This is a genomic window from Polaromonas sp. SP1, assembly GCF_003711205.1.
Taxonomy (GTDB): domain Bacteria; phylum Pseudomonadota; class Gammaproteobacteria; order Burkholderiales; family Burkholderiaceae_C; genus Polaromonas.
This window is the reverse complement of the sequence record NZ_CP031013.1, coordinates 2,277,404-2,293,817: the sequence shown is the minus strand read 5'-3', so window position 1 is coordinate 2,293,817 and position 16,414 is coordinate 2,277,404. Positions and strand designations below refer to the sequence as shown.

Below are 16,414 nucleotides of genomic sequence, written 5' to 3'. Positions count from 1 at the left end.
TGCTTAAAAATTCAGAGCCGCTCTACCGGCTGCCGCCGGTGGGATTCACGCTCTCTTCATCGACCGACGCCGTGCCCTTGACTTTGAGATCGGCATCAAACACCACCGTGAAGATGCGCGCCGTTGACGGTGGGTTCAGGTAGCGCCAGTCGTAATGCGTTTCCTGCTTGAGTGCGTAAGGCGTGACTTTCATCGGCTTGCCTAACATCTTGCGCACCTGCTCCATGCGCATGCCGGGCAGCACTTTCTCAAAGTTCTGCGGCGTCAGCACCTGCCGGAGCGCGCTCATCTTGCCGTCGGCGCCAATCGTGATCATGTAATTGACGTTGCCCTGCGGCTGGCGGTTGTATTCAAAGGTGCGGGCGCCGGGCGCGGCCGCAACGCCGGGCAAGGGAGTCTCGGCCATGTCGGCCGCCTCCCAGATCTTTTCCGGCTCGCCGAAGCGGGCGCGCACATCGGCTTCGGTCGCCACGCCCTCTTCCAGCTCGGCGATGCGCTGCGGGTCGCAACCGACCAGGCCCAGGACAAATGACAGCAAACCCATACAGGCGATCGTCCTTATGGAAAAGGGGAATGAGAAGCCCCTGGAGGCAGGTAATAGTGGACGCAAGGCAGACCCCGGTAAAATCAGGCAACTACACGATTCAGGCAGTTTAGACCCATGTCCCTCCTCAACTTCTTCCGCCGCTCCGACTACACCTCCGATACGACGCAGTTTATCGACCAGCTCAAGGCGGCCAAGCCCACGCTGGAAGCCGAGCAGCGCGCAGGGCGCGCCCTGTTGTGGGACAAAAACCTGAGCCGCGCCGAGCAGGCCGAATACGGGGAAGCCCGCGTGGCCCAGCAGCCGTATGTCTACGGCACCAGCAGCCACCCCAACGGGAAATAAGCGCTAAATCGGTTTGCAACCCAATCAGGACATAGGCTTGTAGCTATATTTTTTATAGCAAATTCAAGCGCTCCACGTCCCCACGGCCCTTCATGTCCCAAACCTCTTTTCCCCCATCCCCCCAGGAACTGCCGCCGGCAGACGCCCAGGACCTGTCGGTTGTGGTGAGCCCGGACATGCCCGCCGTGATCGACCAGGTTGCGCTGGCGCGCCTGTACGGCGAGCCGCTCTTTGCGATGCCGCAAGACCTGTACATCCCGCCGGATGCGCTGCAGGTCTTCCTCGAAGCGTTTGAGGGCCCGCTGGATTTGCTGCTCTACCTGATCCGCAAGCAGAACTTCAACATCCTCGACATCCCGATGGCGGCGGTCACCCGCCAGTACCTCACCTATGTCGACGAAATCCGCAGCACCAACCTGGAACTGGCGGCCGAGTACCTCTTGATGGCGGCCATGCTGATCGAGATCAAGTCGCGCATGCTGCTGCCGCCCAAAAAGGTCGCCGAGGGCCAGGAGCCCGAAGACCCGCGCGCCGAGCTGGTGCGCCGCCTGCTCGAGTACGAGCAGATCAAGCTGGCCGCCCACAAGCTCAACGAAGTGCCGCAGTTCGGCCGCGACTTCCTGCGCGCGCAGGTGTATGTCGAGCAATCGCTGCAGCCGCGCTTCCCGGATGTCAACGTGGTCGACCTGCAGGAAGCCTGGCGCGACATCGTCAAACGCGCCCGCCTGGTGCAGCACCACGTCATCAGCCGCGAAGAGCTCTCGGTGCGCGAGCACATGAGCATCGTGCTGCGCAAGCTGCAAGGCCGCAAGTTCCTTGAGTTCGAAGAGCTGTTCGACGCCACGCGCGGCATGCCGGTGCTGGTGGTGACGTTCATCGCGCTGCTGGAGCTCTCCAAAGAAGGCCTGCTGGAAGTGACGCAGGCCGAGGCCTTTGCGCCCATCTACGTGCGGCTGGCTTACACGCCGGCCTGAGCTCCCCCACTGGCGGTGGCTTCGACTCCCCTAGGGTCAGCGGGGCAGACCCGTCAAACTGGTTTTTTTATCAAAATACTTTCAAATTTAGCGGTTTTAGCGATTAACTTGCTGAAGTGCAGCGCGGCGTCCTACTGTTCTTGAGGAAGCGGCCACAGAAGATGGGTGACTACTTAGGACCCCATGAAAATTGAGCAAGGATGCACCCCTACACCCCGGGGCTTGAATAAAACCTTGCTTTCCCTGGCGATGCTGGCACTGAGCCAAGGCCTTCTGGCCCAGCAGCTTCCAGGCGCCGGCAGCCAGATCCAGCAGCTTCCACCCGTTCCCGTGCCGCAAAAAGCAGCGCCGGAAATCAGAATTCAGGAAGGCGCAACGCCGGGAAAAGCCGCTCCCGGTACTGCCAAAATTCTGGTCAAAAGCCTGCAAGTCACGGGTTCCCGCGTCTTTTCTGAGGCCGAGTTGCTTGCCCTCACAGGCTTTGTTCCCAATACCGAGATGACATTGGCCGAGTTGCAGGCCATGGCCGCCCGCATCACCGACCATTACAGGAAAAACGGTTATTTTGTCGCCCGGGCTTATCTGCCTGCGCAAAGCGTCACGGACAACGCCGTCACCATCGCAGTCAGCGAAGGCCAATACGGCAAGATCGTCCTGAACAACCAGACCCATCTGTCGGATGACCTGGTCCGAAACACACTGAGCGGCGTCAACAGCGGCGATCCCATCACCAACGACACGCTTGAGAACCGGCTGCTGCTGCTCTCAGACATCCCCGGTGTTCACGTCAAGTCAACACTGGTGCCCGGGGAAACGCCCGGCAGTTCCGACCTGTTGGTTGACATCACGCCAGGCCAGCGCATCAGCGGCAGCGTCGACGTGGACAACGCCGGAAACCGCTATACCGGGGAATACCGCCTGGGTGCCACCGTCAATATCAACAACCTGCTCGGCCAGGGCGACGTTGCCAGTTTTCGGGCAGTAACCTCGGGCCAGGGGCTGAACTATGGCCGCGCGTCCTACCAGCTTCAGCTGGGCAAAGCCACAGTGGGGGTGGCCTACAGCCGTCTGCACTATGCGCTGGGCAAGGAGTTTGCCCCCCTGCAGGCCAACGGCACGGCGGAAATTGCGAGCGTCTACGCAAGCTATCCATTGATTCGCTCACGCAATACCAGCCTGAACGCCGGCCTCAACTACGACCACCGGACCTTTCAGGACCGGGTGGACGTGATCCCGTCAGTCGTCGACAAGAAGGCGAACGTGGTCACTGCAAGCCTCTACGGGAGCCACTTCGACAATCTGGGCGGTGGTGGATCGAGCGCTTTTTCGCTAGGCCTGTCTGTCGGCAACCTGGATATTGAAACGCCTGCTGCGCTGGCCGCCGACGCGGCCAGTGCGCGCACCAACGGCTCCTACGGCAAGCTTGCTTTCGGTGCGAGCCGCCTGCAGCGCGTCACCGACACCCTTTCCTTCTACGCGGGTGTCAACGGGCAACTGGCCTCCAAAAACCTGGACTCCTCCGAGAAGATGGTACTGGGCGGCATGGACGGCGTCAGGGCCTATCCGCAGGGTGAAGCCTTCGGCGACCAGGGATACATCATCACCCTGGAAGCCCGCCTGCTGCTACCCAAACCGCAAAGCCTGCCTGGTCAGTTTCACCTGATCGGCTTCGTAGACGAAGGCAGCGCCACCATCAACAAAAAACCGTGGGCGGCAGGCGATAACCACCGCAACCTCGGCGCTTATGGCGTGGGATTGACATGGGCCGAGCCTGGGAATTTTGCGATCCGGACCTACTACGCACGCAAGCTTCGTGACACGGCGGCCACCTCGGCGCCGGACAAATCGGGCCGTTTCTGGATTCAGGCCGTCAAGTATTTTTAAGCGCGGCAGACCGAGTCACCCCGCCCCCAGCAAGTTTTGAAAGACGCCTCATGAACCACATCTACAGAACCCTCTGGAACGCCAGTTCCAGCGCCTTTGTCGCAGTCGCCGAAAGCGCCAGCGGCCAGGGGAAACAAAACCCGCGCACCGCTACGGGCGGCGCGCGCCCTTCGTTTGCGGTCAAGCTGCTGTCAGCGTGCGTGATGCTCGCGTGTGGCGGCGTCGCCCTTGCCCTGCCCACGGATGGCATGGTTGCAGCCGGCTCGGCCACCATTTCCAGCACGGCCTCTACCACCACCATCAACCAGTCCAGCGCCAACACGGTGATCAACTGGCAAAGCTTTGGCATCGGAGCCGGTCAGAGCGTGCAGTTTGTCCAGCCTGGCGCCAACGCCGTCGCACTCAACCGCGTGCTGGGGGCCGACGCGTCCAGCATTCTGGGCAACCTGTCGGCCAACGGCAAGGTCTTCCTGATCAATCCCAATGGGATCCTGTTCGGCGCCGGTTCCCAGGTCAACGTTGGCGGCCTCGTCGCCACGACCATGAGCCTGAGCGACGCCAAATTCATGACGGGTGACTACAGTTTCACCCATGCCGCAAACGGATCGGTGGTCAACCAGGGCACGATCAATGCCGCTGACGGAGGCTATGTGGCCCTGATGGGCAAAACAGTCATCAACCGGGGGGTCATTACCGCTCGCCTGGGGAGCGTGGCGCTTGCAGGTGGGGAGGCGGCCACACTCGACCTGGCCGGCGACGGGATGCTGCGTGTGTCCGTGGCGCAAGGCGCGGTCAACGCGCTGGTGGAAAACGGCGGCATGGTCCGCGCCGATGGCGGCAAGGTGCTTATGACCACGCAGGCAGCGGGCAGCCTGCTGCACACGGCTGTCAACAACACCGGCGTTATCCAGGCGCAGACCATCGGAAACCGCAATGGCACCATTTTGCTGCTGGGCGATATGGATTCAGGGACGATGAACGTGGCCGGCACTCTGGATGCCAGCGCACCGAACGGAGGTAACGGCGGCTTCATCGAAACCTCGGCCGCCGCAGTAAGCATTGGGAGCGGAGTGCGCACGACAGCCGCTCCTTTCGGCCTGACTGGCACCTGGCTCATAGACCCTCAAAACTTCATCATCGGCCTGGGTGGAAATTACTCCAATCTCCAGCTTGGGTTGGACCTCGTCAACAGCAACATCACCATCGTCACGCCGCCTGGGGCGGGTGAGGGAGATATTTTTGTCAACGGCCCCGTGACCTGGGCCGCCGCCGGCGCACCGACCACCTTGAGACTCAATGCTGACCGCGATGTCAACATCAATTCGACGATAACAGCCACCAACGGAAACCTGGCCGTGTGCTGCGGACGCGACGTCAACGTGAATGCGGCCATTTCAGTGACCGACGGAAGCGTCTTGCTGTCCGCAGGCCGCAACGTGAACCAGAACGCGGCCATCACCATGGTCAGGGGCAACCTGGAGATGTGCGCGGCCAATGATGTCAGCGTCAACGCGAAAATCGCGATGACCAACGGCAATGCCGACATCACCCGAAGCCTGGGCCTGCCCCTGGGCCTGACCCTGATCGCCGATACGGACGGAACGGGGCCGGGCGGCGCGGGCGGCACCGTGAACATGAACGTCAGTGGCGCCAGCCGCCCGAGTGTCACGGGCACAGCCGGGACAGCTGCACCGGTCACCATCCACTACAACCCGGTCTCGTACGCCGCGCCCACAGATTACTTGCCGAAGTTCATACTGGTCGACAGCACGCTGACCCAGCGCATGCTGGTGTTTCCTGAAGTTACCAAAACCTACGATGGAACCACAATGGCCACCCTCGTGTCCCTCAAAGGCAACCCGGCCGGGGTCAGCCTGGTCGCTGATCCGGGCAGCACCGCCGTGTTCAACAATGCAGACCCGGGGACCGGCAAAACCGTGACCTTTACCGGCTACCGCCTGACGGGGCCCAATGCCGGCCAATTCGCGCTGGCAACTTCGTGCTGTGGGCCGATTGTCAGCAAAACCACCGGGACCATCAGTCTTGCGGCTTTTGTACCTCCCGGGGTTCTCTCAGCGCTTGGGGCCACCACGCCCTTCAGGGGCATGACCGTGGTGGCAATGGAGGGGGCGTTCCCTCTTGACCTCATGCCAACACCTTACGCCGGCAACGACGATGTGTTTCTGGCGCTTGCGGAGGAAAAAGAAGTGGCTCCCACGGCCATTCCGCTGATCCCGCCCAAACCCTATGTGGCACGGCGTTACGCCCCCAAACCAGAACGCAACTGACCAGCAGATTCAAGGTTCGGGCTCACCACATGTCACTTCCGTTTCTTGCAAGCGCTTGCGTGTCCCCGGCAAAAGCCGCCGGAACAACGTGCGCACGTGGAATGTGCCTGGCCGCACTGCTGGGCATGTCGGCTCTGCAGGGCGCTTGGGCTGGGGGCGAAGCTTCAGCCTCCTTACCCGTTTCGCACAAACATGCCAGTTTCGGGCAGCAACAGGTATCCAGGGAAGTCTCCGCGCTGGCCGCGTGGATCGTTCATACGGCCGACAACCAGGGCATGCCCTTCATGATTGTCGACAAGGTCAACGCGCAGGTTCTGGTGCTTGACAAGGACGGGCAACTCCAAGGCGCGGCGCCGGCATTGCTTGGCCTGGCTCGCGGGGACGACTCCACACCCGGCATTGGCGAGCGCAAGCTCTCCGCCATTCTGGCGCACGAACGCACCACACCGGCAGGCCGCTTTGTCGCCTCGCTGGACCGCAACCTTCATGGCGTAGAAATACTCTGGATTGACTACGCCACCTCCATCTCCCTGCACAGGGTGGTCAAGGGAACGCCAGCTGAACAGCGCGCCCGGCGCCTGGGCAGCGCCACTTCTGCAGACAACCGTGTCACCTTCGGCTGCATCAATGTCCCTGTCAGTTTTTACGACAGGGTGGTCAGCCCGGCTTTCACCGGTACCAACAGCATCGTGTACATCCTCCCGGAGACCCGGACCGCACGCGAAGTTTTTGGATCCTATGACGTTGATGAAGGCACACTGCCGCCCGCGCCGACGCCCTCCGCTGCCCCGGTGGTCCAACGCCCGGCCCCATAGAGCCCTGAAAGCCGGACACCCGGCGCCTGGCTGATAATTTGCGGTCTTCTGACTCACAGGGCAGCTCGGGCATCAGCCCGCGCCACTCCTGATCCAACAAGGTCATACCGCACCCATGAACGTTCCTCCCGCCTCAAGCCCCGATCAACCCGGCAAGGCCGATGCCCCCATGCAGCACGCCTTTGACGTGCTCATCGTCGGCAGCGGCCTGGCCGGACTCAGCACGGCGCTCAAACTGGTAGAGGGCGGCACCGGGGACGCCATCCCGCTTCGCGTTGCCGTGCTGACCAAAGGCAAGCTGGCAGACGGCGCGAGCGGCTGGGCCCAGGGCGGGATTGCGGCCGTGCTGGCGCAAGGCGAGGAAGGCGACAGCTTTGCCGCCCACATCGCCGACACGCAGGTGGCAGGAGCCTGGCTGTCCGACGAGGCGGCGACGGCGCAGGTCGTGCAGGGCGCACCGGCGGCCATCGCCTGGCTGCAGGCTCAGGGCGTGGCTTTTACGCAGGAACCCGGTGCCGCAGCGGCCCTGCACCTCACGCGCGAAGGCGGCCACAGCCACAGGCGCATCGTGCACGCGACCGATGCGACGGGTGCCGTCGTGCAGGAAAAACTGATTGCCGCAGTACGCGCGCATCCGGCGATCGAGGTGTTTGAGCAAACCATGCTGGTTGACCTGATCGTTGAAAACGACACCGGCTCCGAACAGCCGCGCTGCGTCGGCCTGTATGCACTGGACAGCCGCGATCACGGCACGCCAGGCACTGGAGGCGGTATCGTGCGCACCTTTGCCGCACGCCACACCCTGCTGGCAACCGGCGGCGCCGGCAAGGTTTACCTCTACACCAGCAACCCCGACACAGCCACCGGCGACGGCATTGCCGCTGCCTGGCGTGCCGGCTGCCGCATCGGCAACATGGAGTTCATCCAGTTCCACCCCACCTGCCTGTACCACCCAGAGGCCAAGTCCTTTTTAATCAGCGAAGCGGTGCGGGGCGAAGGCGGCATCCTGCGCTTGCCGGAATCGGCAGGGGGCGCGCGCTTCATGCCGGCGCACGATTCACGCGCCGAGCTGGCGCCGCGGGACGTGGTGGCCCGAGCGATTGATTTTGAGATGAAAAAACATGGCGTGGATTGCGTCTACCTGGACATCTCGCACAAGGGCGAGGCGTTTGTGCGCGAGCACTTCCCAACCATTCACGCGCGTTGCCTCTCGCTAGGCATCGACATCACGCAGCAGCCGATTCCCGTGGTGCCGGCCGCCCACTACACCTGCGGCGGAGTGGTCACCGACCTGGCCGGCCGTACAGACATTGCCAATCTTTACGCCGCAGGCGAAACCGCCTGCACGGGCCTGCACGGCGCCAACCGGCTGGCCAGCAACTCACTGGTGGAGTGTGTGGTGTTTGCGAAGGAGATTGCAGATGCTATTAAATTGGTAGCAGGTCAGCTAAAGCAGACAATAGCTGGCAGCCCAAAAAACCTGGAAAACACGCTGCCGGACTGGGACGAGAGCCAGGTGACCGACGCCGACGAGCAGGTAGTGATCGCCCACAACTGGGACGAGCTGCGACACCTGATGTGGAACTACGTGGGCATCGTGCGCACCAACAAGCGGCTGGAACGCGCCGCTCACCGCATTGCACTGCTGCAGTCGGAAATTGACGAGTTCTATGCCCGCTTCCGTGTCACGCGTGACCTGCTTGAATTGCGCAACCTGGTGCAGGTGGCCGACTTGATCGTGCGCTCGGCCCAGGGGCGGCATGAAAGCCGGGGTTTGCATTTCAGCCGGGACTATCCAGAGATGGCGGCGTCCGCGGTGCCTACCGTGCTCACACCGCCTGCGGCTTCAAACGCAAGCTAGTCAAGCTGCCTGCGGCATAACCGCCAGCCCGGCAGGTATCCAGCCACGCAGGCTGTTCACAAAAGCCAGCGCCTCCACACGCGGCAAATCTTCCACACGCACCACGGCTTCTTCGTGGATACGCCCGTCCTGCAGCGCACGGGCACGCCCCACGCCGGCCAGCAGGCCGCAGCGCAGCGGCGGCGTGACCCAGCGGCCGTCCAGCAGAAAGGCCACGTTGCCGCGTGTGCACTCGGTGAGTTCGCCGTCGGCGTTCCACAGCAGCGTGTCAAACACTTCCGGATCGGTAGGCGTGAAGGCGTCGTAGTGCGCGCGCCGGGTGGTTTTGCAGCGAACGAATTCGCCATGCGCTTCGTCCAGCGGGCGCTGCGCCAATTGCAGGCGCACACGCGCAGGTGAGGCCGGCAGTGCGTAGGCTTCGGCGCGCGCACGCCCGGCCGCATCCAGCAGCAAGCGAACGCGCCACGTGCCTTGCGCATGGGCATCGGCCACCGACTGCAGCGCGCCCTCCACATGCTGCATATTCCACGGATAGGCAAAGTGCTGCGCGGCTTGGGACATGCGCGCCAGGTGCGCATCGGCATCGCGCAATTCACCCTCCGCAAGGCCCAGCGTTTCGAGCAATTCGAAGGGCGCACTGGCGCGTTGCACAAACGCCTGCTTGAGCGTCCATTCACGCCACTCGCCGTCGGCCGTGGCGCCGGAGGTAATGCCGCTGCCGATGCCGCAGCGCGCCGCATTGCCGCGCAAGGTCACGGTGCGGATCGGCACGTTAAAGGTGGCCGCACCGCCAGGTCGCACCACGCCGATGGCGCCGCAGTACACACCGCGCGGCTCGTGCTCCAGCGCGCGTATCGCCCGCATGGCGTTCACCTTGGGTGCGCCGGTGATCGATCCACAGGGGAACAGCGCCGCAAAAACACCCGCCAGGCTGCAACCGGCGCGCGTGCGCGCTTCAACGTCGGACGTCATCTGCCACACCGCGGGCAGGGCCTCGGTGTGAAACAGGCGCGGCACACGCACGCTGAAAGGTTCTGCAATGCGCGAGAGATCGTTGCGCAGCAGGTCCACGACCATCACGTTTTCAGCGCGCTCTTTGGCCGAGTTGCGCAGGGCTTCGGCCTGCGCCGCGTCGTCTTGCGGATTTGCACCGCGGGGCGCCGTGCCTTTCATCGGCCGTGCCAGCAGAAGGCCGTCACGCCAGTCAAAAAACAGCTCGGGTGACACCGACAGCAGTTGCTCGTCACCCGCATCCAGAAAGGCCGCATAACCGCCGGGTTGCGCACGTTGCAAGGCATGGAACAGGGACAGGGCCGCGGCGCTTCCCGCATCGCCTGCCAGCACGCCCTTCATCTGCGCCGTGAAGTTGGCCTGGTAGTACTCGCCATTGTCAATGGCGCGTTGCAGCTCAGCCAGCGCCGTGTCAAACGCCGGGCGCGGCAAGAAGTCCTGCCAGTGCACCTGGGGCGAAGTCTCTTGTAGGGGCTGCGGCCAGGGCAAGGGTTTGTCATGCACGGCAAACCAGGCTAGCGCCCCGTCCGCCGCATGCACCGTGAGCGCGGCATCAAAAGCGGGTGCGGCCTCATAACGCAGGTAACCCACGCACCAGGCGCCTTGCTGCGCCGCGGCCTGCACGGCGTCCAGCACCGCACGCACGTCCTCAAGCCGATGCGCCACCAGCACCTCACGCGGCGCACCAAAGGCATGGCGAAGGCGCGGCCCCTCGGGCTGGTGAGGGTCGGTGAAATCGATGAGTGCTGAAACGGTGTCCGTCACGCAGCAGCGCCCGTCAGGCAGCGCCGATATGCGGCACCAGGCCTGTCACCGGCCGCCCCGCTTTTAAAGCCTCGGTGAACGCCAGCATGCGGTCAATCGGCAAGCGGGCGCGCAGGCCGAGTGCGGCGTCGACATGGATTTCATTGGCACCGGTTTCCAGCACATGCGCCAGTCCGGCCAGCCCGTTCATGGCCATCCAGGGGCAGTGTGCGCAGCTCTTGCAGGTGGCGCTGTTGCCGGCCGTGGGTGCCTCGATAAACACCTTGCCGGGGTTGAGCGTGCGCAGCTTGTGCAGCATGCCGTTGTCGGTGGCGACGATGAACTCTTTGGCGTCCATCTCGCGCGCGGCTTTCAGGATGCCGGAGGTGGAACCCACGGCATCGGCCAATGCCACCACATCGGCGGGTGACTCGGGGTGCACCAGCACGCGCGCACCGGGGTGTTCATCCTTCAACGCCTGCAACTCAAACGCCTTGAACTCATCGTGCACGATGCAGGCGCCGGGCCAAGACACCATGTCGGCGCCGGTCTCGCGCTGGATGTAGCCGCCCAGGTGGCGGTCGGGCGCCCAGAGGATTTTCTGGCCCTGCGCCTTGAGCGCGCGCACGATGTCGAGCGCGCAACTGGAGGTCACCACCCAGTCGGCGCGCGCCTTCACGGCCGCGCTGGTGTTGGCGTACACCACCACCGTGCGGTCGGGATGCGCATCGCAAAACGCGCTGAACGCATCCAGCGGGCAGCCCAGGTCCAGCGAACAGGTCGCGTCCAGGTCGGGCATCAGCACGCGCTTTTCGGGCGAGAGGATCTTGGCCGTCTCGCCCATGAAGCGCACCCCGCACACCACCACGGTTTTGGCGGCATGGTCGCGGCCAAAGCGCGCCATCTCCAGTGAATCCGACACCATGCCACCGGTTTCTTCAGCCAGGTCCTGCAGGTCGGGATGCACGTAGTAGTGCGACACCATCACCGCGTTGCGCGCCTTGAGCAGCTCGCGGATGCGGCTTTTCAGCGCCGCGCGTTCGGCCTGCGTGGGTTCCACCGGAACACGGGCCCAGGCTTGGTGCGTGCTGCAGGCAGCGCCGGCGGCAACAAGGGGTTGCTCGTATTCAACGCGGATGGTGGGCATCACGGCATTCATGGTTCAAACCCGGTTACTCAGCGGCATCAAAGCGCATCGAAAAATCCACCGCCCGCACATCCTTGGTCAGCGTGCCGATGGAGATGCGGTCCACGCCGGTTTCAGCCAGCGTGCGCAGGCCGTCCAGCGTCACGCCGCCGGAGATTTCCAGCACCGCCCGCCCGGCGTTGATGCGCACCGCCTCTTTCAGATCCGGCAGGCTCATGTTGTCCAGCAGCACCATGGTGGCGCCGGCGTCCAGCGCTTCATGGAGCTCGCCCAGGTTCTCGACTTCGATCTGCACAAAGTCGGCCTGCGAGACGAACTCGGCCGCACGTGCCAGCACCTGGCGGATGCCGCCGGCCGCGGCGATATGGTTTTCCTTGATGAGCACGGCGTCGTACAAGCCCACGCGGTGGTTGGTGCCGCCGCCGGTGACGACAGCGTATTTCTGCGCCAGCCGCAGGCCCGGCAAGGTCTTGCGCGTGTCGACAATCACGGCGCGCGTGCCTTTCACGATGTCGGCATAAATCGCCGTCTTGGTCGCGACGGCGCTGAGCAGTTGCAAAAAATTCAGCGCCGTGCGTTCGGCCGATAACAGCGCGCGCGCCAGCCCGCGCACCTCAAACACCAACTGGTTGGCTTCGCAGCGCTCGCCGTCTTTCACATGCCAGACCAGTTGGGCCTGCGAATCCAGCTGCCGCACCGTGGCCTCCACCCAGGCGCTGCCGCACACCACAGCGCTTTCGCGTGCCACCACCTGCGCCCGCGCCTGGCGGGCCGGGTCGATCAGCGCAGCGGTCAAATCGCCGGCGCCCACGTCTTCCGCCAGCGCGCGCGCCGCATCGGCCTGGGCCAGCGCTGCCACTGCGGCGGCAGAGAAATCAAATGACTTTTTCATAAGCAATCTAAGAAAGAAACCGCACCATACCGTGCACTAAACTATTAAATAGACTCAAAAACTGTCGCAAATGTTACAGCGACCAGCCCGCCAGCCTGATGTGGGGACTTCGCACCCCAAAATGGCGCCTTCCTGTTTTGCCCGATTCAATCCCTCCACCATGTTCAGAACCCTGCTCAAATCCAAAATCCACCGCGCGGCCGTCACGCACTGCGAACTCAACTACGAGGGTTCCTGCGCCATCGACGAAGACCTGCTGGACGCCGCCAACCTGGCCGAGAACGAGCAGGTGCACATCTGGAACATCAACAACGGTGAACGCTTCATCACCTATGCGATTCGCGCCGAACGCGGCAGCCGGATTATTTCGGTCAACGGCTCGGCGGCACGCCGCGCGGCCGTGGGCGACCTGGTGATCATCGCGGCCTTTGCGCAGGTGCATGAAGAACACGTCGCGGGTTTCAGCCCCAAGCTGGTCTTCGTCAACCCGGACAACCGCATCAAGGAAGAGCGCTCCACCATCCCGGTGCAGCAGCCCTGAGCCTTCCGGCCCTGCGAAGCGCGGGCCGCGATCCTTTTCCTTTCCTCTCTTCACACAGGGCCTCATGGACAACGCATTGATGACCCGGCGCAGCCTGCGCCATGTGTGGCACCCCTGCACCCAGATGAAGCTGCACGAGGCGCACCCGCCCGTGCCCATCGCGCGGGCCGAAGGCGTGTGGCTGCATGACTTTGAAGGCCGGCGCTACCTGGATGGCATCAGCTCATGGTGGGTCAACCTGTTTGGCCACGGCCACCCGCACATCAAGGCCGCGCTGCGCGACCAGCTGGACCGCCTCGACCACGTCATGCTGGCCGGCTTCACGCACGAGCCCGTCGTTGAGCTGTCAGAGCGCCTGGGCGCGCTGACCGGCCTGGGCCACGCGTTTTACGGCAGCGACGGCGCCAGCGCCACCGAGATTGCGCTCAAGATGAGCGCGCACTACTGGCGCAACAACGGCAAGCCCGAGAAAAGCCGCTTCATCGGCCTGGCCGGCGGTTATCACGGCGAAACCGTGGGCGCACTGGCCGTGACTGACATCGCGCTCTTTCGCGAGGCCTATGCGCCGCTGGTGCGGCTGGCCGCCACCGTGGCCAGCCCCGACGCGCGCGGCGCGCAAGCCGGCGAGAGCGCGGCAGATGTTGCACACCGCGCCGCCGCAAACCTGCAGGCCTGGCTGGCGCAGCACCACGCGCACACCGCCGCACTCATCGTCGAGCCCATGGTGCAGTGCGCCGCCGGCATGGCGATGCACGACGCAGCCTACCTGCGCGAAGCACGCGCGCTGTGCGACCGCTATGGCGTGCACCTGATCGCCGATGAAATCGCCACCGGCTTTGGCCGCACCGGCACGATGTTTGCGTACCAGCAGGCGGGCATACGGCCGGACTTCATTTGCCTCTCCAAAGGCCTCACGGGCGGCACGCTGCCGCTGTCTGCCGTGCTGACCACCGACGCGGTGTACGGAGCGTTTTACGACGATGAGGTGGCGCGCGGTTTTTTGCATTCGCACTCTTACACCGGCAACCCGCTGGCCTGCCGCGCCGCGCTGGCCACGCTGGAGCTGTTTGAGCAGACCGATGTGCTGGAGAACAACGCGGCGTTGGCGCGCACCATGGACCAGGCCTTTGCGCCGCTGACGCAGCACGCCGCTGTGCGCGACGCACGCAGGCTGGGCATGATCTGGGCCTGGGATATCGAACCCACGGCGGTGCCCCACTTCGCACGCCGCTACACGCACCACGCCATGGCCGAGGGCGTACTGCTGCGCCCGATAGGCCAGACGGTCTACGCCATGCCGCCCTATGTGATGGACAAAGAAGCGGTGGACCACCTGGCACGCGGTGCGCTGGCGGCACTCAACGCAGCCCTGGCTGACAAAGGCGATGCACATGGCTGAAGCGGCACACAAAACGGTTTCGCTGTTTGTCACCGGCACCGACACCGGCGTGGGCAAGACCCTGGCCAGCGCCGCGCTGCTGCATGCGTTGGCCAAAAGGCATTTGCGCGTGGTGGGCATGAAACCGGTGGCGGCGGGCACAGTGCCCGTTGACGGCGTCGAGGCCAATGAAGACGTGCTCGCGCTGCGCGCCGCATCGACCTGCCGCGTGCCGCCCGAGCTCGACAACCCGGTGCTGCTGCCCGACCCGGTATCGCCGCACATCGCCGCTGCCCGCGCCGGTGCGCGCATTGACATCGCCCACATCGTCGCCTGCCACCGCCGGCTGGCGCTGCTGGCCGACGCGGTGGTGGTGGAAGGGGCGGGCGGTTTCCATGTACCGCTCTCGCCGACAGAAACGGGCGCCGACCTGGTCCTGGCGCTGGGCCTGCCCGTGGTGCTGGTGGTCGGCCTGCGCCTGGGCTGCCTGAACCATGCGCTGCTCACGGCCGAAGCGGTCCGCGCGCGCGGCCTCACGCTGGCCGGCTGGGTCGCCAACCATATCGACCCCGGCATGCTGGTGCAGGACGACAACATCGCCTTCCTGCAAAAACGACTGCAGGCGCCCCTGCTGGCCACTGTGCCCTGGCAACCCGGCATCGACGCACGCGACATCACCCTGCACCTTCCCGCCGAATGGCAATGAACACCACATCCTCCTGGCTCGATGAATTTCCGGCGCGCGTGGCCGAACTGGACCGTGCCCACCTGCGCCGGCAGCGCCGCGTGGTCGTGCCTGACAGCGGCGCGCGCCTCTCGATCGACGGGCAGAGCATGCTGGCGTTTTGCAGCAACGACTACCTGGGCCTGGCGACGCACCCGGCTCTGGTACAGGCGGCTTGCGACGGTGCCCAGGCCTATGGCGTGGGCGCAGGCGCCTCGCCGCTGGTCAGCGGCCATAGCGCCGCCAACGAGGCGCTGGAGCGCGACCTGGCCGCCTACGTCGGCCTGCCGCGCGCGCTGTATTTTTATGCGGGCTACGCCACCAACATCGGCATCGTGCCGGCCCTGGTGGGGGCGGGCGATGCGATTTTTTCGGATGCGCTCAACCATGCCTGCCTGATTGACGGCGCGCGCCTGTCACGCGCCAACATCCACCGCTACGCCCATGCCGACCTGGAAGCATTGGGCCGCGAACTCGCGCAAAGCGATGCACCGCGCAAGCTGGTGATCAGCGACGCGGTGTTCAGCATGGACGGCGACATCGCCGACATCCCCGCGCTGGTGGCGCTGTGCGAACGTCATGACGCGCTGCTGCTGCTCGATGACGCACACGGCTTTGGCGTGCTGGGCCCGCGGGGGCGCGGCAGCCTCGCCGCCGCAGGCCTGTATGGCGCCAAGGCTTCGCGCCGCGTGCTCTACATGGCCACGCTGGGCAAGGCGGCCGGCGTGGCCGGGGCTTTTGTGGCGGGCGATGCAGCGCTGGTCGAATGGCTGCTGCAGAAAACCCGCAGCTATATTTTTGCCACCGCCGCGCCCGCGCTGCTGGCCAGCGCGCTGCGCGTCAGCCTTGAAATCATTGAGCAGGATGAATGGCGCCGCACACATTTGCAAAAACTGATTGCGCGATTGCGCAGCGGCCTCGCAGCGGGCCTGACGAACAGCCACTGGCAATTGCCGCCTTCACAGACCGCCATCCAGCCCCTGCTGATCGGCCGCAATGATGAAGCCCTTGCCGTCATGGAAGGCCTGCGCGCACGCGGCATCTGGGTGCCGGCGATTCGCCCGCCTACCGTGGCTGAGGGCACGGCCCGCCTGCGCATTGCGCTGTCGGCTGCGCACACCGAGGCCGACATCGACCTGCTGGTCGAGGCCCTGACCGCCTTGGCGACGAAGCACACACAAACACTGCAACAAGCAGAACCCACGCACTGAGCGCTTCACAAGAACGCTTCAGCTAGACTCAAAAACCAATCCCCGAAAGGAAAGA

The 16,414-nt window shown here is 64.4% G+C and carries 14 protein-coding genes; 10 read left to right on the top strand and 4 right to left on the bottom strand.

Features of this window, described 5'->3' with window-relative positions:
• Nucleotides 1–22: 22 nt before the first annotated feature.
• Complete coding sequence (gene bamE / locus DT070_RS10905) at nt 23–544, bottom strand: outer membrane protein assembly factor BamE (protein WP_122955415.1); 522 nt, start codon at nt 542–544, stop codon at nt 23–25.
• Between the two features lie 117 nt (nt 545–661).
• On the opposite strand from bamE, the gene DT070_RS10900 reads away from it, so the two are divergent.
• From DT070_RS10900 to nadB, 6 genes are all read left to right on the top strand, one after another.
• On the top strand, nt 662–889 hold the full coding sequence (locus DT070_RS10900; RefSeq protein ID WP_122955414.1) for a DUF3460 family protein: 228 nt from the start codon (nt 662–664) through the stop codon (nt 887–889).
• 92 nt (nt 890–981) lie between these two features.
• Complete coding sequence (locus DT070_RS10895) at nt 982–1,863, top strand: ScpA family protein (protein ID WP_122955413.1); 882 nt, start codon at nt 982–984, stop codon at nt 1,861–1,863.
• Between the two features lie 222 nt (nt 1,864–2,085).
• Nucleotides 2,086–3,747: a ShlB/FhaC/HecB family hemolysin secretion/activation protein gene (locus DT070_RS10890; RefSeq protein WP_228778520.1), complete on the top strand. Its 1,662-nt coding sequence runs from the start codon at nt 2,086–2,088 to the stop codon at nt 3,745–3,747.
• Nucleotides 3,748–3,797: 50 nt separating this feature from the next.
• The gene (locus DT070_RS10885; protein ID WP_122955411.1) at nt 3,798–6,035 is read left to right on the top strand and encodes a filamentous hemagglutinin N-terminal domain-containing protein; all 2,238 of its coding nucleotides are present in this window, start codon (nt 3,798–3,800) and stop codon (nt 6,033–6,035) included.
• Nucleotides 6,036–6,310: 275 nt separating this feature from the next.
• Complete coding sequence (locus tag DT070_RS10880; protein ID WP_194965930.1) at nt 6,311–6,850, top strand: L,D-transpeptidase; 540 nt, start codon at nt 6,311–6,313, stop codon at nt 6,848–6,850.
• 169 nt (nt 6,851–7,019) lie between these two features.
• Entirely contained in the window at nt 7,020–8,711 is a 1,692-nt protein-coding gene (nadB, locus tag DT070_RS10875; protein ID WP_122955410.1) for an L-aspartate oxidase, read from the top strand.
• On the opposite strand, the gene pabB is transcribed toward nadB, so the two are convergent.
• From pabB to nadC, 3 genes are read right to left on the bottom strand one after another with little or no spacing between them, the layout of a single operon-like run.
• On the bottom strand, nt 8,712–10,487 hold the full coding sequence (pabB, locus tag DT070_RS10870) for an aminodeoxychorismate synthase component I (protein ID WP_122955409.1): 1,776 nt from the start codon (nt 10,485–10,487) through the stop codon (nt 8,712–8,714). It abuts the gene before it with no gap.
• Nucleotides 10,488–10,500: 13 nt separating this feature from the next.
• A complete protein-coding gene (gene nadA / locus DT070_RS10865) occupies nt 10,501–11,625 on the bottom strand; it encodes a quinolinate synthase NadA (protein ID WP_122955408.1) in 1,125 nt (374 codons plus the stop codon).
• A 13-nt stretch (nt 11,626–11,638) separates the two neighbouring features.
• Nucleotides 11,639–12,505 (bottom strand): carboxylating nicotinate-nucleotide diphosphorylase, encoded by an 867-nt coding sequence (gene nadC / locus DT070_RS10860; protein ID WP_122955407.1) that lies wholly within the window; start codon nt 12,503–12,505, stop codon nt 11,639–11,641.
• A 160-nt stretch (nt 12,506–12,665) separates the two neighbouring features.
• Here nadC and panD point away from each other — a divergent pair, with 160 nt between their 5' ends.
• From panD to bioF, 4 genes are all read left to right on the top strand, one after another.
• Nucleotides 12,666–13,046 carry an aspartate 1-decarboxylase gene (panD, locus tag DT070_RS10855; protein WP_007867856.1) on the top strand — a complete coding sequence of 127 codons (381 nt, stop codon included), beginning with the start codon at nt 12,666–12,668 and terminating at the stop codon, nt 13,044–13,046.
• 64 nt (nt 13,047–13,110) lie between these two features.
• Nucleotides 13,111–14,445, top strand: a complete 1,335-nt coding sequence (locus DT070_RS10850; protein ID WP_228778521.1) for an adenosylmethionine--8-amino-7-oxononanoate transaminase — start codon at nt 13,111–13,113, stop codon at nt 14,443–14,445.
• Nucleotides 14,438–15,130, top strand: coding sequence for a dethiobiotin synthase (bioD, locus tag DT070_RS10845; RefSeq protein WP_122955406.1), 693 nt, complete (start codon nt 14,438–14,440; stop codon nt 15,128–15,130). The genes DT070_RS10850 and bioD overlap by 8 nt, the downstream gene beginning before the upstream one ends.
• Nucleotides 15,121–16,359: an 8-amino-7-oxononanoate synthase gene (bioF, locus tag DT070_RS10840; RefSeq protein ID WP_369973855.1), complete on the top strand. Its 1,239-nt coding sequence runs from the start codon at nt 15,121–15,123 to the stop codon at nt 16,357–16,359. The genes bioD and bioF overlap by 10 nt, the downstream gene beginning before the upstream one ends.
• Nucleotides 16,360–16,414 lie beyond the last annotated feature (55 nt).